General features: G+C 58.0%; 24 protein-coding genes. 21 read left to right on the forward strand and 3 right to left on the reverse strand.

Going from position 1 to position 26,832, the window contains the following annotated elements:
- The first annotated feature begins 133 nt into the window (after window positions 1-133).
- The 16 genes from urtA to E6C55_RS04335 all read left to right on the forward strand — a co-directional run bounded on the left by urtA (window position 134) and on the right by E6C55_RS04335 (window position 17,249).
- Window positions 134-1,381 (forward strand): urea ABC transporter substrate-binding protein, encoded by a 1,248-nt coding sequence (gene urtA / locus E6C55_RS04260; protein WP_136368681.1) that lies wholly within the window; start codon window positions 134-136, stop codon window positions 1,379-1,381.
- Between the two features lie 108 nt (window positions 1,382-1,489).
- Window positions 1,490-2,395, forward strand: a complete 906-nt coding sequence (urtB, locus tag E6C55_RS04265; protein WP_136368548.1) for an urea ABC transporter permease subunit UrtB — start codon at window positions 1,490-1,492, stop codon at window positions 2,393-2,395.
- A 44-nt stretch (window positions 2,396-2,439) separates the two neighbouring features.
- The gene (urtC, locus tag E6C55_RS04270) at window positions 2,440-3,552 is read left to right on the forward strand and encodes an urea ABC transporter permease subunit UrtC (protein WP_136368549.1); all 1,113 of its coding nucleotides are present in this window, start codon (window positions 2,440-2,442) and stop codon (window positions 3,550-3,552) included.
- Window positions 3,503-4,285 carry an urea ABC transporter ATP-binding protein UrtD gene (gene urtD / locus E6C55_RS04275; RefSeq protein WP_136368550.1) on the forward strand — a complete coding sequence of 261 codons (783 nt, stop codon included), beginning with the start codon at window positions 3,503-3,505 and terminating at the stop codon, window positions 4,283-4,285. Before urtC ends, urtD begins: the two co-directional genes overlap by 50 nt.
- Window positions 4,272-4,979, forward strand: a complete 708-nt coding sequence (gene urtE, locus E6C55_RS04280; protein WP_136368551.1) for an urea ABC transporter ATP-binding subunit UrtE — start codon at window positions 4,272-4,274, stop codon at window positions 4,977-4,979. Before urtD ends, urtE begins: the two co-directional genes overlap by 14 nt.
- Before the next feature lie 19 nt (window positions 4,980-4,998).
- Window positions 4,999-6,021: a HoxN/HupN/NixA family nickel/cobalt transporter gene (locus tag E6C55_RS04285; protein WP_136368552.1), complete on the forward strand. Its 1,023-nt coding sequence runs from the start codon at window positions 4,999-5,001 to the stop codon at window positions 6,019-6,021.
- Entirely contained in the window at window positions 6,002-6,304 is a 303-nt protein-coding gene (locus E6C55_RS04290; protein WP_136368553.1) for an urease subunit gamma, read from the forward strand. The genes E6C55_RS04285 and E6C55_RS04290 overlap by 20 nt, the downstream gene beginning before the upstream one ends.
- Window positions 6,305-6,350: 46 nt before the next feature.
- A complete protein-coding gene (locus E6C55_RS04295; protein WP_136368554.1) occupies window positions 6,351-6,725 on the forward strand; it encodes an urease subunit beta in 375 nt (124 codons plus the stop codon).
- Entirely contained in the window at window positions 6,718-8,430 is a 1,713-nt protein-coding gene (ureC, locus tag E6C55_RS04300) for an urease subunit alpha (protein WP_136368555.1), read from the forward strand. The genes E6C55_RS04295 and ureC overlap by 8 nt, the downstream gene beginning before the upstream one ends.
- A gap of 31 nt (window positions 8,431-8,461) precedes the next feature.
- A complete protein-coding gene (locus E6C55_RS04305; protein ID WP_136368556.1) occupies window positions 8,462-9,145 on the forward strand; it encodes an urease accessory protein UreF in 684 nt (227 codons plus the stop codon).
- Between the two features lie 47 nt (window positions 9,146-9,192).
- Window positions 9,193-9,879, forward strand: coding sequence for an urease accessory protein UreG (gene ureG, locus E6C55_RS04310; protein ID WP_136368557.1), 687 nt, complete (start codon window positions 9,193-9,195; stop codon window positions 9,877-9,879).
- Complete coding sequence (locus E6C55_RS04315) at window positions 9,848-10,717, forward strand: urease accessory protein UreD (protein ID WP_136368558.1); 870 nt, start codon at window positions 9,848-9,850, stop codon at window positions 10,715-10,717. Before ureG ends, E6C55_RS04315 begins: the two co-directional genes overlap by 32 nt.
- Before the next feature lie 770 nt (window positions 10,718-11,487).
- On the forward strand, window positions 11,488-12,495 hold the full coding sequence (locus E6C55_RS04320) for an ABC transporter substrate-binding protein (protein ID WP_136368559.1): 1,008 nt from the start codon (window positions 11,488-11,490) through the stop codon (window positions 12,493-12,495).
- A gap of 127 nt (window positions 12,496-12,622) precedes the next feature.
- Complete coding sequence (locus tag E6C55_RS04325) at window positions 12,623-14,218, forward strand: helix-turn-helix domain-containing protein (RefSeq protein ID WP_136368560.1); 1,596 nt, start codon at window positions 12,623-12,625, stop codon at window positions 14,216-14,218.
- Window positions 14,219-14,340: 122 nt separating this feature from the next.
- Window positions 14,341-15,378: an NAD(P)/FAD-dependent oxidoreductase gene (locus tag E6C55_RS04330; RefSeq protein ID WP_136368561.1), complete on the forward strand. Its 1,038-nt coding sequence runs from the start codon at window positions 14,341-14,343 to the stop codon at window positions 15,376-15,378.
- Window positions 15,379-15,533: 155 nt separating this feature from the next.
- Window positions 15,534-17,249, forward strand: a complete 1,716-nt coding sequence (locus E6C55_RS04335; RefSeq protein WP_211093520.1) for a CotH kinase family protein — start codon at window positions 15,534-15,536, stop codon at window positions 17,247-17,249.
- Window positions 17,250-17,322: 73 nt separating this feature from the next.
- On the opposite strand, the gene E6C55_RS04340 is transcribed toward E6C55_RS04335, so the two are convergent.
- On the reverse strand, window positions 17,323-18,195 hold the full coding sequence (locus E6C55_RS04340) for an SDR family NAD(P)-dependent oxidoreductase (RefSeq protein WP_136368562.1): 873 nt from the start codon (window positions 18,193-18,195) through the stop codon (window positions 17,323-17,325).
- A 144-nt stretch (window positions 18,196-18,339) separates the two neighbouring features.
- Here E6C55_RS04340 and E6C55_RS04345 point away from each other — a divergent pair, with 144 nt between their 5' ends.
- The 3 genes from E6C55_RS04345 to E6C55_RS34135 all read left to right on the forward strand — a co-directional run bounded on the left by E6C55_RS04345 (window position 18,340) and on the right by E6C55_RS34135 (window position 19,783).
- Window positions 18,340-18,837: a MerR family transcriptional regulator gene (locus E6C55_RS04345; protein WP_136368563.1), complete on the forward strand. Its 498-nt coding sequence runs from the start codon at window positions 18,340-18,342 to the stop codon at window positions 18,835-18,837.
- A gap of 61 nt (window positions 18,838-18,898) precedes the next feature.
- Entirely contained in the window at window positions 18,899-19,078 is a 180-nt protein-coding gene (locus E6C55_RS04350) for a hypothetical protein (protein ID WP_136368564.1), read from the forward strand.
- A 156-nt stretch (window positions 19,079-19,234) separates the two neighbouring features.
- The gene (locus E6C55_RS34135) at window positions 19,235-19,783 is read left to right on the forward strand and encodes an InlB B-repeat-containing protein (protein ID WP_269145536.1); all 549 of its coding nucleotides are present in this window, start codon (window positions 19,235-19,237) and stop codon (window positions 19,781-19,783) included.
- 582 nt (window positions 19,784-20,365) lie between these two features.
- On the opposite strand, the gene E6C55_RS04360 is transcribed toward E6C55_RS34135, so the two are convergent.
- Together E6C55_RS04360 and E6C55_RS04365 are read right to left on the reverse strand one after the other, a co-directional pair.
- Window positions 20,366-22,273 carry a family 20 glycosylhydrolase gene (locus E6C55_RS04360; RefSeq protein ID WP_168735452.1) on the reverse strand — a complete coding sequence of 636 codons (1,908 nt, stop codon included), beginning with the start codon at window positions 22,271-22,273 and terminating at the stop codon, window positions 20,366-20,368.
- Between the two features lie 17 nt (window positions 22,274-22,290).
- Window positions 22,291-24,612 (reverse strand): helix-turn-helix domain-containing protein, encoded by a 2,322-nt coding sequence (locus E6C55_RS04365; protein WP_136368567.1) that lies wholly within the window; start codon window positions 24,610-24,612, stop codon window positions 22,291-22,293.
- Between the two features lie 182 nt (window positions 24,613-24,794).
- Here E6C55_RS04365 and E6C55_RS04370 point away from each other — a divergent pair, with 182 nt between their 5' ends.
- Both E6C55_RS04370 and E6C55_RS04375 read left to right on the forward strand, forming a co-directional pair.
- Window positions 24,795-25,847, forward strand: coding sequence for a Gfo/Idh/MocA family protein (locus tag E6C55_RS04370; RefSeq protein WP_230986528.1), 1,053 nt, complete (start codon window positions 24,795-24,797; stop codon window positions 25,845-25,847).
- Entirely contained in the window at window positions 25,834-26,808 is a 975-nt protein-coding gene (locus E6C55_RS04375; protein WP_230986529.1) for a Gfo/Idh/MocA family protein, read from the forward strand. Before E6C55_RS04370 ends, E6C55_RS04375 begins: the two co-directional genes overlap by 14 nt.
- Window positions 26,809-26,832 lie beyond the last annotated feature (24 nt).

Raw genomic sequence — 26,832 nt, forward strand, 5'->3', positions numbered from 1 at the left:
ACATGAAAATAAATCCAACACTATAATACAGACAGCCGAACGGTAATCGACTACAAATAAAAAAACGTTCGGAAAATCACCATTAGGAAAAGGGAGTGGAGTTGTGAAGAGAAAAGGAAATTGGTTTAAAGGCATGGGGTTGGCCGTATCGGTGAGTCTTGCTCTGGTGGGATGCGGCAGCAATAACGAGAACAATTCGGCCTCGTCTTCGGCACCGGCTTCCTCGGCGCCGGCCTCTTCGTCCGCAGCAAGCGAAGGCGGCACGGTCAAGGTCGGCATTCTGCACTCGCTCAGCGGCACGATGTCCATCAGCGAAGTGACGGTCAAGAACTCCGAATTGATGGCGATCGACGAGATCAACGCCGCCGGCGGCGTTCTGGGCAAGCAGATCGAGCCCGTGATCGAAGACGGCGCATCGGATTGGCCGACCTTCGCCGAGAAGGCGCGCAAGCTGATCTCCGAAGACAAGGCAGCGACGGTATTCGGCGGCTGGACATCCGCAAGCCGCAAGGCGATGCTGCCCGTATTCGAAGAGCTTAACGGTCTGCTGTGGTACCCCGTCCAGTATGAAGGCCTCGAATCCTCTCCCAATATTTTCTACACCGGCGCTACAACGAACCAGCAGATCGTCCCTTCGGTCGACTACCTGCTGGAACAAGGCAAGAAGAAGTTCTTCCTGCTCGGCTCCGACTACGTATTCCCGCGCACGGCGAACAAGATCATCAAGGCGCAATTGGCTGCCAAGGGCGGCGAGACCGTCGCCGAAGAGTATACGCCGCTCGGTCATACCGACTACACGACGATCATCGCCAAGATCAAGGAAGCGAAGCCGGACGTCGTGTACAACACGCTGAACGGCGACAGCAACGTAGCCTTCTTCAAGCAACTGAAGGATGCGGGCATTGCCGCCGCGGATCTGACGACGCTGTCGGTCAGCATCGCCGAAGAGGAAGTCAAGGGCATCGGCGCCGACTTCCTGGCCGGACATCTGGTTGCCTGGAACTACTATCAGACAACCGACACGCCGGAGAACAAGACGTTCGTCGAGAGCTTCAAGGCGAAGTACGGCGCGGACAGCGTAACGAGCGACCCGATGGAGGCGGGCTATACGGCCGTCTACCTGTGGAAGGCGGCGGTGGAGAAGGCAGGCTCCTTCGACGTGGACGCCGTGAAGGCAGCCGCAGGCGGCATCGAGTTCAACGCTCCGGAAGGCAAGGTTACGATCGACGGCGAGAACCAGCACATCTACAAGACGGTCCGAATCGGCGAGATTCAGTCCGACGGCATGATCAAGGAGCTGTGGAACTCCGGCAGCCCGGTCAAGCCGGACCCGTACCTCAAGGGCTACGATTGGGCAGGCGACCTCAGCTCGGGGTCCTAATCCTCAAGGCATAAGGGCAATCGAATGGGCGGGAGCAGCGCTCGGCGAGATATTCGACGACACGGCGCACTCCCGCTTTACCTTCATCGCAGGGAGGGGGCGAATGTCATGGAGATGTGGATCTCCCAGTTGTTCAACGGCTTGAGCGTCAGCTCCATTCTGCTGTTGATTGCGCTCGGCCTCGCCATTACCTTCGGACTTATGGGCGTCATCAATATGGCGCACGGCGAGTTTATTATGATCGGCAGCTACACCGCCTACTTGACGCAGAATTTGTTCAAGGACCTGCTGCCCAAGGGCGCTTTCGACAGCTACTTTATCGCGGCGATCATCGCCAGCTTCCTCGTTGCGTTCGTCATCGGCTATGTGCTGGAGGTGATATTGATCCGGCACTTGTACGGCCGTCCGCTGGACAGTCTGCTCGCTACATGGGGCGTCGGCCTCGTGCTGCAGCAGATCGCGCGATCGATCTTCGGCGCGCCGAACGTCGCCGTGAGCAGTCCGTCGTGGCTGAACGGCGGGCTTGAGCTTATAGACGGCGTGGTGTTCCCTTACAAGCGGCTGTTTATTCTCGCGCTGGTCGCCATATGCCTGGTCGCCATGTATATGTACATTTATCGAAGCGCGTCAGGCAGACGGATGCGGGCGGTCATGCAGAATCGCGAGATGGCCGCATGTCTCGGCATCTCGACCAGGCGCGTGGACGGGATGACGTTCGCGATCGGTTCGGGCATTGCGGGAATCGCGGGCTGCGCATTGACGTTGATCGGCCCGATCGGCCCGAACATCGGCACCTATTATATCGTCGATGCGTTCATGGTCGTCGTCCTGGGCGGCGTCGGCAAGCTGGTCGGCACCGTTGTCGGCGCGCTCGGCATCGGCTTCTTCAACACCATGTTCGAATGGTGGTCGAACGCTTCGCTCGGCAAGGTGTTCGTCTTTATATTGATCGTGGCTTTCCTCCAATGGAAGCCGAAGGGATTGTTCGCCGTTCGCACGCGCCAACTGGATTGACGATCGAATGAGAGCCATTACATCGAAGAGGAGGTGAGCCTTCCATGACGTCGATTTTTGCGGACCGCCGAAGACTTTGGCTGTTGCTCGGCTATATCGCAGCCGCAGCGGTATTGTTCTGCGCTCCGCTGTATTTAAGCGATTTCCGCCTTAATTTGCTTGCCAAGTTTCTTGCATTCGCGATCGCAGCGCTCGGTCTTGACCTGCTCTGGGGTTATACCGGCGTACTAAGCCTCGGACACGGCGTGTTCTTCGGACTGGGAGCTTATGCGATGGGCATGCATCTGAAGCTTCAGGCGAGCGGGACGCGGTTGCCCGACTTTATGGATTGGAGCGGGTTGACGAAGCTGCCCTGGTTCTGGGAACCGTTCAAGGTGTTCCCCGTCGCGGTTGCGCTCGGCATCCTGATCCCGGCGCTGCTCGCTTTGTTCCTGGGCTTCTTCACGTTCCGCAATCGGATCAAGGGCGTGTACTTCACCATTCTGACGCAGGCGCTTGTCATTATTGTCACAACGCTGTTCATCGGGCAGCAGGCTTATACGGGCGGCACGAACGGACTGACGAGCTTCACCAAGCTGCTGGGCGAGCCTCTGAGGTCGGATACGATGAAGACCGTCTTGTATCTTGCGACGGTCGCGGTGCTCGTGCTCGTGTTCATGTTGTGCCGTTACATCGCGAACAGCCGGATGGGCAAGGTGCTGCGCGCCATTCGCGACGGGGAGAACCGGGTGCGCTTCCTCGGCTACAATCCGGCGACGTACCAGATGATGACGTTCGCTTTCTCCGGTGCGCTGGCGGGCATAGCGGGAATGCTGTTCGTGCTTCATGTCGGCATTATCTCGCCTTCGATGATGGGCATTGTGCCGTCGATCGAGATGATTCTGTGGGTCGCGATCGGCGGAAGAGGCACGCTGATCGGCGCTTTGATCGGAACGCTGGCGCTCAACTATGCCAAGAGCGGTCTGTCCGAAGCCTATCCGGACTTCTGGACGATTGGCCTCGGCGTGCTGTTTATCGTCGTAACGGTTTTCTTGCCGGGCGGCATTGCCGGTCTGATTCGATCCGGCGCCGAAGCCGTCCGCAGAATACGCGGAAGGGGGAATATGCATGAGTCAGGCGCCCATTCTGTCCTGCAAGGAAGTAACCGTAGCGTTTGACGGATTCAAGGCCGTTCAGGGCATGAATCTGCTGCTGCTGCCGGGAGAGCTGCGCTTCCTGATCGGGCCCAACGGCGCGGGCAAGACGACGATGCTGGACGTCATCTGCGGCAAGGTCAAGCCGGTGTCGGGGAGCGTGTCGTTCCACCGTCGGCCCGGCGCCCTCGATATCACCAAGCTCCAGGAGCACAAGATCGCGGAATCCGGCATCGGGCGCAAGTTCCAGACGCCCTCCATCTTCGCAGGACTGACGGTAATGGAGAATCTGGAGATCGCCATGTCGCAGAATCGCAGCGTGTGGGCCACCCTGCGAGCAACGCTCAAACCGAGCGAACGCGAACGAATCGACGAGGAGCTGGCGCTCATCGGTCTTGGCGATCAGCGTCACCTGCGGGCGGGACTGCTCTCCCACGGCCAGAAGCAGTGGCTGGAGATCGGGATGATGCTGCTTCAGGAGCCGGAGATTCTGCTGCTCGACGAGCCGGTGGCCGGCATGACGGACAAGGAGACGGACAAGACGGGAGAGCTGTTGCAGGAGATCGTCCGCAAGCGGACGGTCGTCGTCGTCGAGCACGACATGGAGTTCGTGCGCAACTTCGCCAGCAAGGTGACGGTTATGCACGAAGGCAAGCTTCTGAAGGAAGGCACGATGGATGAGATTCAGAGCGACGACCGGGTGGCCGAAGTGTACCTGGGCAGAGGCAAAGGGCGGGATGCGCATGCTGTCGGTTGAAGCATTGGAAGCGGGCTACGGCGAGAGCATGATCCTGCGCGACGTGAGCCTGAAGGTGGAGCCGGGTCAAGTCGTATGTCTGATGGGACGCAACGGCGTGGGCAAGTCCACGCTGGTCAAGAGCATTATGGGCGTCATCAAGACGAAGCGGGGACAAGTCAAGTTTAACGGAAGCGATATTACCCGATCGCCTTCGGGCGAGCGGGCGCGGGCGGGGATCGGGTACGTTCCGCAGGGGCGGGAGGTGTTCGGCCAATTGAGCGTCTATGAGAACTTGCGGATCGGACTCGAAGCGTGCCGCGACAAGAAGCGGCGCAAGACCAGGGAGATCCCGTCCGAGGCTATCGCGAAGTTCCCCGTGCTGCCGTCGATGTACGGGCGACGAGGCGGCGATCTCAGCGGCGGGCAGCAGCAGCAGCTCGCCTTCGCCAGAGCGCTCGTCTCCGAGCCGGAGCTGCTGCTTCTCGACGAGCCGGCGGAAGGAATTCAGCCATCGATCGTGCAGGATATTCAAGATGTTATTCGCAGCATTCGCAATGAAGGCCGGACTTCGATTTTGCTCGTCGAGCAGAGTCTGGACTTCGTTCGCAGCGTGGGAGACGTATTTTACATCATGGAGAAAGGAACGATCGTCTGGAGCGGTGGCAAGGAGCGTCTCGACGATCCGAACGTGATGCGGTATTTGACGATCTAACCCAAGAAGCGGCAACCGGATGTTAGGGAAGAAGGAGGGGTTAGAGCTGAATTATCCGTGGAAAAGGTATTTTGTCATCGTGCTGCTGCTCCATCTTTTCGGTTTTGCGGGATTTTTTGTCGCTGCGGCTCGCGACCCTATTTTCTGGGGGCTGGGCATGCTGGCTTATTCGTTCGGCTTGCGTCATGCGTTCGATGCGGACCATATCTCGGCGATCGACAATACGGTTCGCAAGCTGATGACAGGCCGCCAGAATCCGCATGGCGTCGGTTTGTTTTTTTCACTGGGCCATTCAACGGTCGTTTTTGTGATGGTGCTGGCCATCGGTCTCACCGCCAATACTTATCTTTTTAATGACGAGGCGCTGCGGGAAGCCGGTTCGATCATCGGGACATCCGTGTCGGGATTTTTCCTGATCGTTATCGGATTTATTAATGTAGCGATGCTTGTTCGCTCGATTCGCGAGGCAAGGCAGGCGCGCGGCGGGTCCGCTTCCGGCGAGGACGGCGCTTCGTCCGCGATGCCCGTCGGCGTGCTGACGGTGCTGCTGAGGCCTTTTTACCGTCTTGTACGGAAGAGCTGGCATCTGTATCCGCTCGGATTCCTGTTCGGGCTCGGATTCGATACGGCTACCGAGATCGGCCTGCTGGCATTGTCGGCCGGAGCGGTAAGCCAATCGGCTTCCCTGGTCGGTATCTTGGCGTTGCCGCTCCTGTTCGCCGCCGGGATGACGCTCTTGGATACGATCGACGGCATGATGATGAGCCGCGCCTATCGACTGTCTTCCGCGACACCCCGGAAGAGGCTGATCTACAATCTGGTTGTGACAGGCGTCTCGGTGCTGTCCGCGTTCTTTATCGGATTCGTACAGGTGCTGCATTTGTTTGGGGAGAAACTGCCGGAAAGCTGGGTTGCCTGGTCGGAACGGCTTGATTTTGTATATTTGGGTCTGGGACTGGTCGGATTCTTTATCGCGACCTGGGTGTTGTTCGCCATGCTGCGTAAAGGAGCGAGGAGCAGGCATGCAGTTGACGGAGCGTGAGAAGGAGAAGCTGTTGATTACGGTTGCGGCGAATTTGGCGCGCGATCGGTTGAAGCGAGGCGTGAAGCTGAATTATCCCGAGAGCGTCGCGCTCATCACCTCGGAGATTATGGAAGGCGCGCGCGACGGAAGAAGCGTGGCGGACCTGATGGCTTACGGCAGGCAGATTCTGACCGTTGATCAAGTCATGGAGGGAATCCCGGCGATGATTCACGAGGTTCAGGTGGAAGCGACATTCCCGGACGGCACCAAGCTGGTCACGGTGCATCAGCCCATCGGCTGATGCGGCCATCGGGGGCCGAACGGCCGGAGAGCGAGGTTGGATAGGGATGGTACCGGGAGAATATCGCGTGCGACCCGGCGAGATCGAATTGAATGCGGGCCGCCGGACGATCGAGATTATGGTAGCCAATATGGGAGACCGTCCTGTACAGGTCGGCTCGCATTATCACTTCTTCGAAGTCAACAAGCAATTGCGCTTCGAACGCGGTCAGGCGTTCGGCATGCGGCTCGACATTCCGGCGGGCACGGCGGTTCGGTTCGAGCCCGGCGAAGAGAAGCCGGTGAAGCTGACCGAGCTTGGGGGCTTGAGGCGGTCCTTCGGCCTGAACGGCCTGACAGAAGGACCGGCTGAGGCAGATGCCGGGCCATTGCCCGAAGGACCGGCCGGCCGGCTGGCGGAATGGAGGGCCGTCCATGAGTAGCATGAATCGCGGCGATTACGCCGGCATGTTCGGTCCGACGACGGGCGATGCGGTTCGGCTCGCGGATACGGAGCTGTGGGCGGAGATCGAGCGGGATTATACGGTTTACGGCGACGAATGCAAGTTCGGCGGCGGCAAGGTGATCCGCGACGGGATGGGGCAGTCCTCTCATGCCGTCCGGGAGGAAGGCGTGCTGGATACGATTATTACGAACGCCGTCCTTATCGACCATTGGGGGATCGTCAAGGCGGATATCGGCATTAAGGACGGCCTGATCGTCGGCATCGGCAAGGGCGGCAATCCGGACATCATGGACGGCGTGCATCCGGAGCTGATCGTCGGCGCGAGCACCGAGGTCATCGCCGGGGAAGGCCGAATCGTTACGGCGGGCGGCATCGACGCGCATATTCATTTTATATGTCCGCAGCAGATCGAGACGGCGCTGTCGTCCGGCGTCACGACGATGATCGGCGGAGGGACGGGACCGGCAACCGGGACCAACGCCACAACCTGTACGCCGGGGACCTGGCATATGAGGCGTATGCTGGAGGCGGCCGAAGCGTTCCCGATGAACCTCGGATTCACCGGCAAGGGCAATGCTTCATTCCCGGCTCCGCTTATCGAACAGATCGAGGCGGGCGCGATCGGGCTCAAGCTGCACGAGGATTGGGGCACGACGCCGAAGGCGATCGATACCTGCCTGCGCGTAGCGGACGAATTCGACGTTCAGGTCGCCATCCACACCGATACGCTGAACGAAGCCGGCTTCCTGGAGGACACGCTGGCGGCGATCGATGGACGGACGATTCACACGTATCATACGGAAGGAGCGGGAGGAGGCCATGCGCCGGACATCATTCGCGCGGCGTCGCATCCTAACGTCCTGCCTTCTTCCACGAATCCGACCCGTCCGTTCACGGTCAATACGATCGAAGAGCATCTGGATATGCTGATGGTCTGCCACCACCTCGACAGCCGTATTCCCGAAGACGTCGCCTTCGCCGATTCCCGCATTCGGCCGGAGACGATCGCCGCTGAAGATATTTTGCACGATATGGGCGTATTCAGCATGATCAGCTCCGACTCGCAGGCGATGGGACGCGTCGGAGAAGTTATTATCCGAACCTGGCAGACCGCGGACAAGATGAAGCGCCAGCGGGGCTCCCTGGCGCCGGATACGGAGAGCGACAACTTCCGCATTAAACGATATATCGCGAAGTATACGATCAATCCGGCGATTACGCACGGCATCTCGCATATCGTCGGTTCCGTCGAACCCGGCAAGTTCGCGGATCTGGCGATCTGGACGCCGATGTTCTTCGGCATCAAGCCGGACCTGGTGCTCAAGGGCGGAAGCATCGCCTATGCGCAGATGGGCGATCCGAATGCCTCCATCCCGACGCCGCAGCCGGTGATGGGCCGCCCGATGTTCGCCGCATACGGCAAAGCCGTGGAGAGAAGCGCCATTACCTTCGTCTCGCAGGCTGCTTGCGACAGCGGTCTGCCCGACAAGCTGGGGCTTCGCAAACGGATCGAACCGGTCAGGAATTGCCGAAGCGTCTCCAAGGCGGACATGATCCACAACGGCGCAACGCCTGCCATCGATGTCGACCCGGACACCTATGCGGTCACGGTGGACGGCGTTCCGGCCGTATGCGAGCCGGCGGAGAGGCTGCCGATGGCGCAGCGCTACTTCTTATTCTGACGGACAGACCAACCGAAGCGGAGGAGCGCCTATGATTCGCTGGCTCGCCGCCCAACAGTTGCTCGACTCCGCGCTGCCGATCGGCGGATTCTCGCATTCGTTCGGATTGGAGGCCGCCGTACAGGACGGCCGGGTCGGGAATATGCGGGAGCTGGAGCAGTACATGCACGTCATGATTCGCCAGAGCTGGTCGACCTCCGACGCGATGGTCGTCAAGGCGGTCTACGAGACCGCCGATATCGGGGACTGGCCGCGGCTCTGGCGGATCGAGCGGCAGGTTCATCTGCAGCGCGCGGGGAGTGAATCCCGCGAGGGCGTTGAGAAGATGGGCAGGCGGCTGCTTCAATTGGTCGCATCCATTCATCCGACGCTGGATTGGTCGCCGCTCGCGGACGCCTACCGGACCGGCGCCAACCTCGCCACGCACCCGCTCGTTCACGGCTTCGTGTGCTGGAGGCTCGGGCTTAGACTCGACGAGGCGGTGCAGGGCTATTTGTATTCCTGTGTCGTCACGACGACCGGCAGCGCGCTCAAGCTGCTGCCGGTCGGCCAGACCGAATGCCAGGCGTTGATCGCCAGGCTTGGCCCGGCGATTGACGAGGGATGGCGGATCGCACGCGAGCTGGAGCCGGAGGACGCCTACAGCAGCGCGCCTTTGTCCGAGATATTCGCCATTCGGCACGAGAGCTTATATTCCCGATTGTTCATGTCATAACGATTGCAATTCGCTCGTATTTAACCAACAGGACGGAGGAACAGCCAATGTGCCAAGGACAAGGTCATCATCACCATCATGAATGGTCGCAGCCGGTATTCGAGGGATCGCGTCCGATGCGAATCGGCATCGGAGGACCGGTAGGAGCGGGCAAAACCGCCTTGCTGGAGAACATCGCCAGGGAACTGAAGTCGAGCTACAGCCTCGGCGTCATCACGAACGACATCTATACGAAGGAGGATGCCCGCATCCTGCTCGCGACGGGCGTACTTCCCGAAGATCGGGTGATTGGCGTAGAGACGGGCGGCTGCCCGCATACGGCCGTTCGCGAGGATGCGTCGATGAACTTCGAAGCCGTATCCGAGCTGGAGCGGCGCTTCCCCGACTTGCAACTGGTGCTGATCGAGAGCGGCGGCGACAATCTGGCCGCGGCGTTCAGCCCGGAGCTGGCCGACCGCTTCATCTACATTATCGATGTCGCCCAAGGCGAGAAGATTCCGCGCAAGGGCGGTCCGGGCATTATGCGCTCCGATCTGCTCATTATTAACAAGATCGATCTTGCGCCTCATGTCGGCGCGAGCTTGCAGGTCATGGAGGAAGACACGAAGCGGATGCGCGGGGAGCGGCCTTATGTATTTGCGAATCTGCGCGGGGGCGAAGGCGTGAGCGAGATCGTGTCGTGGCTCGCGCACGAATATCAGCATGCCAATCGCATCGAACACAGCCATAGCTGACCGGGAGCGGTATCGCACCGCCGTATTGGACGTCTCGGCCGCCTATCGGGGCGACAGGACCGTACTGGCCGGCCGTTATTGCACGTCGCCGATCAAGATTGCCAAGACTTTTCCCGAAGACAAGTCGCTCTGCGTGATGATTATGGACGCTTCTCCAGGCATGCTGAAGGGCGACCGCTATGAGATGCAGTGGGCTGCGGAAGCGGGCGCCCAGCTCTGCCTGACCAATCAGGGCTTTACCAAAGTGCATCCGTGTACGCCGGAGCTCGGCGCGTCGATGGAGAACCGCTATCGTCTCGCGGCAGGCGCTTGTATCGAGACGATGATGAAGCCCATTATGCTGTACAAGGATGCCTCCTTTACGAATCGGACGGTTGTTGAGCTGGAGCGAGGCGCCGTATGGATGCAGGGCGAAGCGCTGAGTCCGGGCCGGGTGCTTCGCGGCGAGCGCTTCGCCTACGAGCGACTGGACAATCGGATCTCCGTGTACTACGAAGGCGAGCTGATTCATCATCAGAAGCAGCTCGTCCGTCCGGGCCGGCAGTTGATCGCAGCCCCAGGGGCTTGGGAGACTTACAGCCATCTGGGAACGTTCCTTGTCTTCTCCGATCGGGTCGACACGGCGCTGCTGGAGTCGGTGAGAGCGGTGCTGGACCGGTTGCCGTTCTCGAGCGATCAACTGTACGCGGGCGCTGCCATGACTTATCGGCATGGCTTGACGGTAACGGCCGCCGCTTCGTCGTCCTGGATCGTTCAGCACATGTTGAAGGAAGTTTGGAACGAGGTGCGGCAGACGTTGCTGCATCTGCAGCCGAGCCGGATCGGCAGCGTCGGTTAAGCGGCCGACGACAGAAGCGGCTTGCAGCGAAGAGGTAGGGAATGGCTCCCGTTTTTTAGGGAGTCATTTTTGTGTTGACATATGCATGTAGGCTAAAAATCACATAAAACGCCGAGATCGCGGCTCATTCCAACCAATGAATGTGAAAAACCGCATAAAATCGCAAAAGCCGGCGGATCAGAGGACAAAATGGGCTCACGGAGCGGGAGAGGAGCGCCGCGCACTACGCCTAGAGGTCAGCTTGCCATGCATCCGCTTGCCATGCATCCGGTACGCGGCAACTCCTCCCCCCGCGCCTTCTCCCCCCGCACCTTTTCCCCCACACCTTCTCCCCCTCTGGCGGCATTAGGTCTCCTCTCCCGTTCGTTCAGGATGGGAAGGAGTGGGGATGACCCGGCGGCGGTCGGGGTGCGACGAAGAGCCAAGAGGTTTCTGAGCCGAGGGGAGAAGAGGCATAAGCGCGCAGAAGGGGGGGCGCCTTGCTGCATGACGCTGGAGTCGATGGAAGTCACGGGGTGGATTGCCCGTGACTGGCGAATAGGCTCGCCCAAACGGATACGCTCACACTCAAAGGACGCAGTTAGGCGGTTTTCTTATCACAATTCCTCAAGGAAATGACGAGTTTGTATAAAGCCGACTGTAGAGAATGTGTATTGAGCATGCAATCCAATTCGGGGTACAATCTACTCGAGCAAAATGATAATGATTATCATTACGAACAAATGGATTATTTTGCTGCAGAACTTAAACTTACAGGAGTGAATTTAATCATGGCAAGATCGGGGTTTATGAGAACGGGATGGCTATCGCTTATAACGGCAGCAATGCTTGCGGTGACAGGTTGCGGCTCGACGGACAATCAAGCGGGGACCGCGGCGGCAACCGATCAATCTGCGCAACAGACAACGACAGCGTCAAGCGAAGCTCCGCCTCAGAAGGAAACGCGCATTGTAACCGACGGCTTCGGCGAGGTAGAGATTCCGACGAATCCGAAGCGAGTCTCCGCTCTTTATCGTGAAGATTATTTGGTTGCGCTTGGGGTAACGCCTATTGTGCAATATTATAACCCGATGTGGGGCAAGCAGGACTATTTGAAGCTGGAAGTGCCGTTGTTCGACGTGACCGGCAGCGTCGAAGCGATGGTTGTGGCCGATCCGGACTTGATTATCGGAGCCGGAGAGGTCGATGCAGAACAATACGCGCTCTATTCCAAGGTTGCGCCGACGTTCCGTTTGCCGGATGACGTACTTGCGGATACGCGCAGAACATTGACCGTAATCGCCGATCTGCTTGGTCTCAGCGACAAGGCGGAGCAGGTGCTTGCCGATTACGAAGCGCGTATTGTCGATGTGAAGGCGAAGCTGAACGCGGCGATCGGCGATGAGAAGCTTGTTGTTCTGCGGATGAACGTCGTAGATAAATCGGTTAATATTTTCGGCATTCATAACACATTTGTCGGACAAATCTTGTATGAGGATCTTGGGCTGAAGGCGCCGGGATTCGCCGAGGCGATGACGGAGGGCAATATCGTCTTGTCGAAGGAGGTCATTCCGGAGCTTGATGCGGACCATATTATTTTGCTTCCGTCCAACGGGACATGGGAGGATGAGGGCAACGCGAAGGCGCTTGAGGAGATGATGGCAGATCCGTTATGGCAGACCGTTCCCGCATTTAAGAACGGCCATGTATATCCCGTAGAGAGATCGTATTGGCAGACGGGAGCCATTACGGCCAACGGATTGAAGATGGATGATCTGCTTCGATTGCTGGCATCTTAGCAGGAGATAAGAATAAGAGTGAATTAGGCAAGAGCCGCTTATCAACGAAGGTTGATGGGCGGCTCGTTATGATTTACACTATATTCATTGAGAATGAATATCAATTAAAAGGCAGTTGAGAGCAACGATGGATATTGAACAGCCCGAACAAGCCGGAACGGCCCCTTTGGTCCAATATGTGCTGCGATCAATCCGCTTGATCGTTGCGGGCGAGCAAGCGGGAATGGGGGAGTTGGGCGGCAACGGCAGCGATGGAGCCGATCAGGAAAGCTTTGAACTGCTCATTATCATGAGCGGGACGGGACAAGGAAAATGCTATTTGCAGGGGCCTGGAAGATCTTTATCTGTCGATCAAGAGGTGATGAGCTGCAGCTATTACCGAGTGCGCTTCGCAACGAGCGGCCATGATGCAGCTTCCGGCTTGCTGCCGGATAAGCAAGAGCTTGCCTGCGCCCCCTTCGCGAAGACGATGGAACTGCTTGATGAGATATATGGACTCCGCGAGGCGAAGGGCGAGCTCGAGCGGTTCCAGCGATTCGTGAGATTTCAAGAGCTGTTGCTCTTGCTATTCCGCCAAAATACACCTGCAGCCGAGGATAAGGGAACGGATATCGAGCGGCATGAGGTAGAGCTTAGCATACGGCATATTCATCAGTATTACCGTGAGCCTCTGACCGTGGAGGAGCTGGCCTCCCTCGCAGGCATTGATCGCTGGAAGTATACCCGTCTGTTCAAACAAGCTACGGGTCAAGTACCGCTCCAGTACTTGAATGAAGTACGGATTAATCAAGCCAAGAAGTGGCTGGCAATCGCCGATGACAAGCTGTTCGATATTGCGCTGAATGCAGGTTTTAACAATGAATATTATTTCAATCGTCGGTTCAAGCAGACGGTAGGCTTATCGCCCGGACAATACCGTCTGAGCCGCAAGGGACAGCTGAGAGTAGTAGCACCGTATTTGGAGGATTTTATCGTCGCGCTGGATATGCAGCCTATCGCCCAGTATTGGCATGCGAAGTGGGGCAAACAAGACTATTTGGGCTTAAACCATATTCCGACGTTCGACGAGAACGGAGGCAGCTTGGACGCGCTTTCCGGTTATAAGCCGGATCTGATATTGCTTACGGATCGTTACGAGCAACAGCAATATTCTCAGTACCGACGCATATCCAACACGTGCATCCTGCGTGAGCAGACCAATAATTGGCGTACGCTGCTGCGTACCGTCGCCGATTATTTCGGTCGGACGGAGTTGGCCGACGATGCTATCGCAAAGTATGATTCCAAAGCACGGAGCGCGTGTCATACGCTGAGTCGGGTTATGAGAGGCGAAACGGTCGCTTTTTTGCGTATCTCGGCGGATCAAATCATCCAATATACGCAAGAGGGGCAAGGCTTTGTTTCGACTGTTCTCTATGGCGATGTTGGCTTGCGCTCCCATTCCGCAGTAGGTGTAGCTTCAAAGGCGAACAGGCCGGGCATGTTCACACTCTCTATGGAGGATCTGCGTACGTTAACCGCGGATCATCTGTTCATTACTTTCGATAAGTGGCATAGCCAGGCGGAGGGGAAGGAGAGGGAACTGCTGGAGCGGCCGGAATGGCGCGATCTGCCCGCTGTGCGGAACAATCGCGTTTACGAGGTTGATTTTCTAACTTGGATGAATAACGGAGTTATTTCCAACGGCAAAAAAATCGACGATATCCTGCGAGCGTTAGCATGAATTTTGTATAAAGGAACCGTCGATTTTGTCCATTGTTATTGCCATGTTGCCGAGGCTACAATTATGTTGATAATGATTATCACGGCATGGGCGTTGCTGAGCCGGCTGGAGGAGGGCATCGTTTGACTGGGCAGCTTGAATTATACGATGTGACGATTATCGGCGGTGGTCCTGCGGGGATGTACACTGCTTTTTATAGCGGAATGCGCGATTTAAAGACGAAGCTGATAGAAGCGAAGGACGAGTTGGGCGGACGGATGCTTATTTATCCCGAGAAAATGATCTGGGACGTTGGAGGGGTTCCGCCGATTCTATGCGAGAAGTTAATCGCCCAATTGTCGGAGCAGGCGAAGACGTTCGACCCGACCCTTGTATTCGGCCAGCACATTATCGGACTGGAGAAGCAAGCGGATTCGACGTACATTCTGGAGGCGGCAACGGGGGAGAAGCACTGGACGCGCACGGTCATTCTGGCTATCGGCCGCGGCATTCTGCGAATGGCGAAGCTGGAACTGGAAGGGGCCGAGCGCTATGAGGTGTCCAATCTGCACTATACGGTGCAGGAACTGGAGCCTTTCCGGGGGAAAAGAGTCCTTATCTCGGGTGGGGGGAACTCCGCCGTCGATTGGGCGAACGAACTGGTTCCCATCGCGGCTCAGGTCACAGTCGTGCATAGGCGCGACCGCTTCGGCGGACATGAGAAAAACATTGTTCGAATGAAGGAGTCTTCTGCCGATGTGCTTACGCCATATGAAGTCACGAAGTTATGCAGCGGCAACGGCAAGTCGATTGAACGGGTAACGATTGCCCATATCGAATCAGGGGACTCGCGAGAGCTGGAGATAGACGAGGTTATCGTCAACCACGGGCTGAAGTCCGATTTTACAGGCATCAAGGATTGGGGACTGGATATGGACGATTGGAACATATTCGTCAGCCCGAGACTGGAGACGAACCTGCCGGGCATCTTCGGAGCCGGCGACTTCGTCAATTACGAGAGCAAGCTCAACCTCATTGCAGGGGCGTTCACGGATGCGGCCTTGGCGCTTAACAGCGCCAAACGGTACATGGACCCCGAGGCGCCGAGAATGGCGTATGTATCGTCGCATAACGAGAGGTTTAAAGAACGGAACAAAGCGCTTGGCGTATCCGATGAATAGCAGGGTTTTCTAAACCGGGCTTGCTTCGAATAGCTCAGCTCGGGAAAGGTCTCAGATCCGGTTCAGATTCATTAAAGGTTCGCATCCTAGGATAGAGAAGTGAACCTTGGAGGCAGAGATGATTGCCCAAATGAAAATGAAAGGTGATGAGCGCAATGTTTAGAAAGTCTAAATTGATCATATCGTTGTTATTAGCTGTTGCCGTTACTTCCGCGATGACTGGTTGTGCGTCGAATACATCGACGAATTCGACTGATTCCCAATCGGAAGATGCTGCGCAGAGCGGAGAGGCACAGCTTGCAACGCTTGCCTATGCGGATGAGATCAACAAGGACGAAATCATGACATTCGCCATTACGGTGGATCAAGCCGAATGGCAGGAGATGCTGGATAATGCGGCAGCAGAGGAATATATCGCGGCGGACATTACAATCAACGGGACAACTATCACCAATGTAGGCATTCGCCCGAAAGGCAACTCCAGCCTCAGTTCGATCGTTCGGGACGATACGACTGACCGATACAGCTTCAAAATAAAATTTGACGAGTATGTAGACGGGCAAACTTGGCAAGGTCTGGACACTATCGTGCTTAACAACAACTTCTCCGACGCAACAAGCTTAAAGGAATACCTCTCTTACGACATTATGTCCTATATCGGAGCAGATGCGCCGCTGTTTGCTTTTGCGGACATCTCGCTTAATGGCGAGACATGGGGATTCTATCTGGCCGTCGAGGATATCGACAACAGTTATCTCGAACGTGTGGACAAAGAGGACGGCGAGTTGTATAAGCCAGAATCGGATATGGGCGAAGGCATGGGCGGAGGCCAATTCCCCGATGGCGCGCAGGGGGAACAAGACTTAACGACTCCCGAGTCGACGCAGGACTCTGCTCAAGCAATGCGGGACCGCCAGAATGGCGGAGGAATGGGAGGCATGGCCGATAACGGCAGCTCCCTGCAATATACCGACGATCAGAGCAGCAGTTATTCGGCTATCTTCGACAATGCGGAGACCAAAACAAATGAAGAGGATGAGCAGCGCCTTATTGAAGCTCTGAAGAACCTGAGCGAAGGCAACGATCTTGAATCTGCCGTGGATGTCGACGAAGTGCTTCGGTATTTCGCAGCTCATACTGTGGTCGTCAATCTCGACAGCTATGTCTCCAGTATGGCACACAACTACTACCTTTATGAGGAAGACGGGCAACTCAGTATCCTGCCTTGGGATTACAATCTTGCGTTTGGCGGCTTCCAGTCCGGCAACGCGTCGGATGTCGTGAACTTCCCGATCGATACCCCGGTGTCGGGCGTGAGCATGGAGGATCGTCCGCTGCTCGACAAGCTGCTTGAAGTACCCGAGTATCTTGACAAGTATCACGAGTATCTTCAAGAGATTATCGACGGTTATTTCGCCGACGGCAAATTCGAGCAGACGGTCGATAAACTTAGCTCGATGATCTCCGAATATGTCAGCAACGATCCAACGGCGTTCTACACGGCCGAGGAATTCGAAGCGGGAGTTGCGGAGCTCAAGCAACTGGGAACCCTTCGCGCAGAGAGCATTCAAGGTCAGCTCGACGGGACCATTCCATCGACGACGGAAGGTCAGCAGGAGAATCCAAGCGCACTCATTGACGCATCGTCGGTCAACCTGGAAGCGCTCGGCTCTCAAGGCGGCGGCATGGGCGGCACAGGCGGCAAGGGAGATTTCCCTGACATGGGCGGGCTTGATTCTGAAGTCATGCAGCAGGCTATGCAGTTGATTCAGGATGCCGGAGGAACCGTCACGGACGAGATCAAGTCACAGCTCCTAGCGCTTGGCCTGACCGAAGAGCAAATCACCATGTTCACACAGATGCGTCGATAGAGGTTTTGTAATGGACGCCTGCCAGGAAACCGCCCAAAGTCCAATAAGGATTTTGGGCGGTTTCGTCCTTTTATCACAATTGTTCCTGTTCTTCGTTGCGTTGTAAAAATTCGTGAACGTAGATCTCATTTATCCGTTCCCAAACGCCCCCCGCTTGATCCTTAAATTTTAATTCCGCAGGTTGCCCCTTCAGTATAAAGGCGCCGGTCTTGTGTCGATGATCTCCGAGAGCGCCTTCGTACAGCTTGTTGGCTCCGTTGGTAGGCGGCGGGAAAAACAGCGACATCAGCGCTTTGACCAGCAGGGGCAGGCCGGAATCCTTCCCCTTTCGTAACGTGTTGTTGCCGCCGGGGTCGACGCTGTAGATCGTAATGCCGTCCTCGGCAAGCTGCGGTGCAATCGCCTCGGTCCAAAGCGAAAGCGCGAGCTTGGAGGTTGCGTAAGGGCCGAGCAGCTTGCGGAAGGTTTTGGGACGCTCCAGGATGTCGACCGTAAACTCCTTCGTAAATTTTAGCGCCGACGATGAGGTGTTGATCACTGTTTTTAAATGCCCGCCTTGAATCGAGTTCTTCAATTCCATCAGAATGATATACGGAACGACCGTCATCAGCTCATAGTGCTTCTCGCGTCCTTGTGCCGAATAGCTCAGCTCGGGGAAGGACCCGCCGGCGTTGTTGAACAGAACATCGATCCTCCGCTCTTTGCTTTTAATCTCCTCCAACGTTCCTCTCAAGCTGGCATAGTCGGCAAGATCGGCTGTTTTATAAATTCGCAGCGATCTATTGTGGACGGCTTGCCGAATCTGCGAATCGTCCGTCGGGAAGTCGGAACGGTTCAGAGCGACCACCTGCCAGCCCTCCGACAGCAATCTCCTCGTCAATTCAAACCCGATCCCGGAGCTTGCGCCTGTAATCAAAGCGATAGGCTCATATTGGTTCTTGTTCATTGTGCTTCTCCTCCTAATAGCGAGGTATTCCTCGGATAGCTCACATTCTATTAGTTGGAGTCGACTCCAAGTCAAGGAGCTGGACAAGGTATCGGCTTCCTATTGTATAATGCAGGCAATAAGCGATCTTCGGGAGGGAACGGCATGAAGGCAGAGTCGACTTTTACCATAAAGCAAACCGCCAAGCAAACGGGAGTGTCGGAAGACACGCTCCGCTATTACGAGAAAATTGCGCTGATGCCCCGGGCGGATCGGAAGGACAACGGACACCGGGTCTATCGGCAGGAAGACATCGAGAGAATTCGGCTGCTGGCTTGTTTGAAAAAAACGGGGATGCCGCTTGAGGAGATGCGGCCTTTCCTGGAGGTGTCCGTCGATGCCGACCCAGCGGAATTTCCCGAGTTGGTGGAGCAATTGAGGAGCCACCGGGAAAATATCGTCAGCCAAATTGCCTCTTTGCAGCAGGTCGTCGATTTTATCGACATGAAGCTGGAGGAGGGGAAGTATCGACGGAACTGTTCGGACGAACGTCAGGACGGCGCCGCTGAGAGCATGATGGAAGAACCGGCACACAAGTCGCTCTCTCCCGCTGAACGGAGTTATTTTCCCATGTCGGGCAGGGCGGGGAAATCATCGGATTAAGGTTCATCGCGCGTCAAAGTAATCGAGTCCCTTCGTCGGGTAATAGCGATAGAGAGTCATCTTGCTCGCGCTGCTGCTGTCAGTCCCCTTGATTCCGGTATCCAAGGCCGATGCGGCGGGGGTCCTGGCTGTGGCAACCTCGACCGATGCGACGGCGTTGGCGAATGCCATCGTCGGCAGCGGAGTTCAGGTGTCGAATATTACTTGGCAGGGGGGAAGCAACAATTGCGCAGGGAATTAATGATTCAGCCGCCGCCGGAGTGGCCGTGGGGATTAGCGGAGATTCCGATCTGGATGCGTTGACAACAGGAGGAACTGCCGACGAGTCCGACGGGCTCGATGTACTATATCAACAATGTTGTTGGCTCCACCTTGATGCAGATGGACGGGCTTACGACTGTGCTGTCGGTATCCGCAACCGTCAACCTATTCGGCAGGAAGCAACGGATCATTGAGCGGCAACACATCGCAGACCGTCAATCAAGGCACAAGCGGAACGACGGTTACGGCAGTTCCGAACGCGAACTACCACTTCACGGGTTGGAGCGATGGCGTAACGACAGCGAGTCGGACGGACACCAACGTGACAGCCGACCTGAATGTGACGGAGAACTTTGCGATTAACAGCTACACGGTGAGCTTCGATAGCGACGGCGGCTCGGCGGTGAGCGACCAGTTGGCGAATTATAACGGCACGGCTGTTAAGCCGGCTGCAGCGGTTCGGCTTGAGCAGCCGACGGCAGCCGGTGCAGCAGCAAGTCTGGACGGCTACCAGGATATCGGGAACATGAGCGCATCCGATCTGGAGAATATTCGTTTGCTAGTGAAGCTTCGGATTATGACAGGAACAAGTGATCATGTCTTCAGCCCGGATGGCGTAACAACCCGCGCGCAGGCAGCGACCGTATTTGTCCGTATGCTGCGGCAGCTTGAATTGATCGACTGAGAGCATGCGTCAAGCGTATCCTACCGTGGCGTAGAATATGAGGATTGAAGGAGGGGGTTGAACATGCACGATAAGCGACTGTTCGAGGGAATGAGCGAGCTGGAGGAGCTCGCCAGAGGAGTACTGGCGGTGCCTGTGTAGGTCTCATATACAGTTACGCAAAGAAGGCACCCGGTCGGGTGCCTTTTGAGTATGCGACGGGCAGCCGCAACTTTAGGAATCGCTACGAGCAAGCCATAAAAGGAATGTTCGGAAGGAAGATGCGATGACCCCATGAGTTTTTCGGTTTACCTGAAAAGGACGGCTGTTCATTCCATTCGTCCGAGAACTTTTGCGATTTTATATGATTTTTCATATTCATCGCATTGGATTCGAGGCAATCGAGGCGTTTTATGTGATTTTTAGCATATATACGCCAATCCGTGCCGGATTTTTCGCCATGTATGCTAATTTTCACATAGAATGGCCCAGACTCCCCATCATCAAGCTGCGCCAATGTGGTTTTTCACATAAAATCCGGCCTCCCTCGACTCCGGCTTCCCCCGACTCCGGCGTCTCCGATCCGGCCTCCCTCGACTGCGGCTACTCCCGCAGCCCCATCTCCCGGTATAACCGCTCGTCCAGGCAATCATGCAAGTAGAAGCGCGACAGCACGTAGTGCTCGGCCATGTCATCGGGCTGGAAGGCGCGCAGCTCTTCCGCGATCCGCTCGCGGGAGCGGCGGAGCCCCTCGCGCGTGATGCGGTAGTTGTTCGAGAGCGACCGCCATTCCGGCTCGCTGTCGGGGTACAGCTCGCGGCGGTACGCATACTTGTGGATCGTCCGCGAGCGGTCCGCCGCCCGCTCGAAGTCGAGCAGGGCGGCGATGAGGCGGGCGACGCCGGCGTTGCGCGTGACGGCGTCCAGCAGCTTGGGCATGGACGAATAGTAATCCTCGTCGTCGCGATTGCCGAGCAGCCGCTCGGCCGTCTCCGGAGCGACGCCGTGGAACACGTGCAGGAACCGGTCGATGAACGGGAGCGGAGGGGACAGCTGACCGCTCGAGCTGCTTCCGTTCGGGTTGCTTCCGCTCGAAGCGTCGGCCGCCTCGCTCCGACCGCTTGTCCCATTCGCCCCGCTCCCGCGCTTCCGGTTCCAGCTCGCGTCCGCGAAGCAGGCCATCGTGTACCACGAGGTCTCGAACACGCCGTAGGGAACGCCAAGGCTGAAGACGGCGGTCCAGTTCGTGCCGACGAGTCCGCACAGCCGCCGCTCGGCGGCGATGGCTGTCCACTGCTCGATGTTCGCCAGCCGCTCGCGCACGAGCGGGTAGTTCTGGTCGTCCTTCGCATCGAAGCAGCGGACGGACGGCGCTCCCATGACCTCGACGCCGAGCTCCTGCAGCCGCGTGAGGAGCGGGGTGACGAGGCGCGAGACGTTCTTGCCGTTGTAGTGCCAGCTCATGACGGTGACGCGCTTGTCCAGCAGGGCCAGCTCTTCGTCCGAGCATTCGGCGAGCACGTCCTGCCAGATGATCGGCTTCTTGCTGAGTTCGCACGTAAAATCGACCAGGCGATTCACGTACGCCAGGAAGGCCATGTTCCGCGAGCCGCCGAACGCCTCCCGGCAAACGGCGCATTCGCACAGGCTGTATACTTCGTCGCAGCCGAGATGAAGGTATCGCGAACGCGGATGCCGCGCCGCGAGCTCCTCCAGCATGCCGCAGACCAAAGCCGAGGCTTCCGGGCGGCTCGGGCACAGCTCGCCGGTCGATTCCTCCGTCTCCCGCAGATGCTTGTACTCCTCGCGCCCAAGCACGTATTCGAGGTGGCCGAACGTCTGCTGCAGCGGGATGACTTCGATGAAGCTGCGTTCCGCCGCTTCCAGCAATCGGTCGAGCTGCCCGTCCGTCAGCGCATGCCGCGGATGCCGGAAGGCGCGCTGCGGCTCCTCGGCGAACGGGAATTTGTCCTCGTATTCGATGAGCAGCGCGTTCGCCTTGAACGAAGCCATCGTCTCGATGTAGTCGACAAGCAGCTCCGGCTTCGAGAATGTCTGGCGCAGATCGTAATTCATGCAGCGAAGCGGAACGTCCGGCCAATCGACGACATTCGCCGCTTCCAGACAAGCGCCCGGCTCGAGTCCTGCGAGCAGTTGCCGGAGCGTCTGAATGCCGTAGAACAGCCCGGCTGCGTCGCCGGAGGCAATCGTCGCGGTTCGGCCGCGCAGCGACAGACGGTACCCTTGAGGGGGCAACACCTCGGGCATCTCGGCCGTGCCGGATTCGAGCCTCTCCTCTTGCGGCCCCCAATGCAGCTCATAGCAAGAAGCTTCCGTCCCCTCCCCCTCGGACACCCGGCATTCCCGCCCCGCGAACAACGCCTCTGCGGCAGCCGTCAGGCGCGAATGTTGCCAGGCGGCACTCGACAGCTTCACCTCACTCTCCCAATCCGGCGCATAACGCGTCCCCCCGATCGGAATGCAGCTCTTTGCGAGCGGAATTGTCAGCATGATTTTTTCCCCCGTTCTCACTCTCGCCATTGGCTGTGCTGCCTGCGGTATTCGCTCGGCGTGATGCCGGCATATCGCTTGAAGACGCGGTTAAACGACGCAACGGTGTAATAGCCGACAAGCGAAGCGATCTCCTGAATCTTCAGATCCGTCTCGCGCAGCATCTCGGTCGCCTTGTTCATCCGCACGGAGAAAATATAGTCGCTAAAGTTCGTGCCCGTCTTCTCCTTGTAGTAGGTGGACAGGTACGGGCCGGTGATGCCGAGTTTGCCGGCGATGACGTCAAGCGACAAATCCTCGCCGTAGTGGGCCTCGACGTATTCCATAACGAACTTCGTGATGACGTCGGTCGAGGACTTCTTGGCCTGTACGGCGGCGGCCGACCTCGACAGGAACTTGTCGAAGAACGCCTTGTACTGCTCCAGCGTATGGCACGCCTTAAGCTGCTCGTAGGGAGAACCTCCATCGGCAATGGTGCCGGGCGAGATGTTCTGGGCGTACATGATTTTGATCGCACGGTTCACGATGTCGACGGCGAAGTCCTGGAACTGATAAGCGAGCGCTCCCGCCTTGTCCAGTTGGTCGAGCAGCCGGTCGACGAGCGGAATCGTAATGTCGTCGCAGCCGGATTGGAGGTTGGCGGTCAACTCCTGCTCCTCGGACGGAGAAGGAATCATGAGCGACGGCTGCGGAACCCATTCTCCGATGACCTGCACGTCCTCGCCGAGGCGGCGCTGCTTGATCAGATCGAGCACATTCTGGTACGTCTCGGCGAAGTCGGAGGAATGGTGGCGAACCGGGCTTATCGCGATTGTGAAGTTGCAGTACGGGATGTCTCTGCCGAGCATCGCGACCAACTCGCTCATGTCTCCGTCCCGGCCTTCTCCTCTTCGCCTTATGTCCCGCTCCTCCAAGCCGTCGTTCTCCTTGTCCTCCTTCACGAACAGGATGGACAGAACCTGATCCTTCTCGAGCTGGAACGTAAGCGAGTTGTCGTAACGGCTGGAGAAGTGGGCGGCGATCAGCTCCTTGTACATATTGAAGGCGCGCTGAGGCGCATTCGCGATCTCCTTGGCGAATCGGTCCTTGAATTCGATCTGCGACAGGACAAGCCGGTAAGGCTCGTTCGTATCGATCGAGGTCTGCATCCATTCCGCGTCGCCCTGCAGCTTCTTCAGCTTCTTCATGTAGGCGAACTGCTGCAGCAGATTGTTCTTGGCGAGCAGGTCCTCGTGGTATTGCTGGTTCGAGCGGGACAGATGGCTCAAGGTGCTCTGCAGCAGGTTGAACTCCTTGATCCGGCTGCCCTCCACGGCGGGAACGCCCAGAATGCTCAGCGATTGCACCGACCGGATCATGTTGGCGAGCGGGTTGTGGAACCGCTTGGCGAACCAGTAGGACACGGCCAGGCCGATCAGGATCGACAGGGCGATAAGGGCGGCCAGCGCCAGGTTCAGGCGGCGCAACTGCTCGGCGAGACCCTTCGTCGAGACGACCTCGAAGTAGGTGAAGCCGGAATCGTCTGCCGTTCGGTAGAAGTAGTACCGATCGTTCGCGACGACGTAGCCCTCGCCCTTGCGCTGCGCGATCTCTTCGGGAGGAGCCGCCTCCGCCCCGGAGGAGAACAGCACCCGGCCGTCCTCGTTCAGGATGATGAAGCTGCTGTCCGGCTTCGGCTGATGGAACGCCTCGAAGGCTCGATTGGCATTCAGCAGCGCGATAAAAGCAAACTGGTGATCGTAAGCGTTCTTGACGAGGATGGGCATAAGGGTACCGATCGTCTTCTCCTCGAACGGCGAGACGTAGCGGAACGTGCCGGCGGGATACACGTTGAAGCTCCGTTCGCTCTGCAACTGCTCGCTCCAGAAGTCGGCGGTGTAGTCCGGATGGTTGTAGAACCGGGAGAACATCGCCTCTGCGGAACGAGTGCCGTCGCGTTCAATGACGAAGTCGTCGTTCTTGAAGTAATAGACGATGTTATCGAGGTACAGAAGGGAGTTGTTCAGGTTGTGCTCAAGCTCCTTCTGCACGTCGATGACGACGTCGTAACGCCGCATCGGGTCGCCGCGCTTCAAGATTTGAGTATTGTTGTCGAACAGATAGCCGAGCATGAAGCTGCGGATCAGCTTGATGTGCTTCTCGTAGTTTGATGCGGATGCCATCAGATTCAGGCTGCTGGTCTGGATCATCTCGTCCTTGATATTGTTGCGGAAAAAAGCGAAGGCGATCGAGTTGATCGACACCAGCAGCAAGATGACCGCGATGAAGCTGCCGAACAAGGTGTAGAAGAGAGACATCTGGTTTTTGCCCATCCCTTTGGATCGTGTCTTCCCTCTCATCCGAATGTTCCTTTCCTGTTGTCGTCATAGAACTGAGTATAGCCGCATGTTAGCTTTTCTCTCAATACTCATCGCTTTGGAAACTTGTTCATTTTAACGATCCGTTAACAAACCCCCGCTAATTGCAAGATTCGAGAAGAAACGCAAGATCCCCTGATAGCTCGGCCCGAGGCGAGCTTGATATGATGGCTCTCGAATTCGAAGGGGAGGCGATGGAGCTGAACACTTATCGCGTGGCCATTATCGGAGCCGGCAATATCGCAGGCTCGCACCTGGAAGCGATGAGGGCGATGAGTTCGCCGGACCGGCTGACGCCGTGCGCGATTGCGGACGTGAATTCGGCGCGCGCGGACGCGCTGGCCGGCAAGTACGGCATCAGGTCCTATATCGATTATAAAGAGATGCTCGCCAAGGAGAAGCCCGATATCGCGATCGTAACCTTGCCGCACTATCTGCATCGGGAAGCCTCGTTGTTCGCGGCGGAGCAGGGCTGTCATATTCTGCTCGAGAAGCCGATGGCGCTGAATACGAAGGAATGCGACGAGATTATCGCGGCGGTCCGGAGGAATCGGGTGAGGATGATGGTCGGCCACACTCACCACTATACCGCGGAGAACCGGGAGGCCAAGAGCTGGATCGCGAGCGGCCGGCTCGGCAAGCTCGTCATGATGAACGACCGGCGGCACCTGCCGTACGACACGCCCGCGCGGCCCGGTTGGTTCTTCGAGAAGGCGAAGGCGGGAGGCGGCATTCTGACGAATCTGGGCTCGCACTCGATCGACAAGCTTCAATGGCTGACAGACAGCCGGGTGACGGGAATCAAAGCCCGCGTCGACTATTCGCTGCGCCGAGGCGACGTCGAAGGAGGCGGCACCGCATTCCTCGACCTGTCGTCGGGCGTTCCCGCGACGATCTCCCAATCGGGCTATCCGGGCGCCATTGTCGACGAGACGGAGCTGCTGTTCACGGGAGGCAGCCTGCTGCTCCGATCCGGCATCGGCCTCTGGGCCGGGGACGGCCGGGAGTACCGGGAGGTGCCGGTTCCGCCGCAGGCCCCGCCGTTCGTCCTGCAATTCGAGGACTTGCTCGGGGCGATCGAGGAAGGGCGCGAACCGGAGAGCTCGATGGCGTATTCCCGCAGCGTCGTCGCGGCGGTGGAGAGCCTGTACCGCTCGAGCGAGCTCGGGACGGAAGTGGCCGTCGACCAAGGGGGCGGCGCGAATGAGCGCGGATAACGCGATAAATGCGATGAACGCGGCGAATTCGGCGGTTGCGTCGGAGGGGAGCTTGCGAATCGGCATGGTCGGCCTCGACAATTCGCGGGTGGTCCACTTCGCGCGGATGCTTAACGAGGAAGGGCATCCGTATCGGATCGAGGGGGCTCGCTTGGTCGCCGCATGGCCGGGAGCGGCATCGCCGGACTTCGCGATGAGCGCCGGGCGGCTCGACGGCTACGTCCGGGAGCTGCGCGACCGCCAAGGCGTGGCGATGCTGGAGTCGATCGACGAGGTCGCCCGCCGCTGCGACGCATGGATGCTCGAGGCAGTGGACGGAAGAACGCGGCTCGAACTGTTCGGGCGGATGGCGCCGTACGGCAAGCCGATCTTCGTCGACAAGCCGTTCGCGCTTAGTTCGGCGGAGGCGGAGGAGATGGCGAGGCTGGCGGCCGAATGCGGCACGCCGTGGATGAGCTGCTCGGCTCTCCGCTATGCAGGGGCGCTGACCTCCGCCCTGCGGGACAATGGGGCGGGGCCCGTGCTGGGCGCGGACTTCCACGGCCCGATGGCGCTGGAGCCGACCCAGCCGGGCTACTTCTGGTACGGCATTCATACGGCGGAGATGCTGTTCCGCGCGCTCGGGCAGGATTGCGCCGAAGTGACGGCGTTCCGCACCCCGGAGCACGACGCTGTTGTCGGCACGTGGGCGGACGGACGAATCGGAACGATTCGCGGCTTCCGGACGGGCAGCGAGGCGTTCGGCGGAACGCTGCACCGGGCTTCCGGCTCGCGGGCGATCGAGATCCGGGAGACGGACAAGCCGTTCCTGGCCGAGACGCTCGAGGCGCTCGTCTCGTTCTTCCGCGCCGGACGCTCCCCGGTCGACCCGGCCGAGACGCTGGCGATCGTCTCCTTCCTGGAGGCGGCGAACCGGAGCCTTGCGGACAACTGCAGCATCCGGCTCCTTGGCAGACGTTAAGAAGATTGCCATCTCTAATGGTAA

The sequence above is a fragment of the Cohnella fermenti genome (assembly GCF_004801405.1).
Lineage (GTDB): Bacteria > Bacillota > Bacilli > Paenibacillales > Paenibacillaceae > Cohnella > Cohnella fermenti.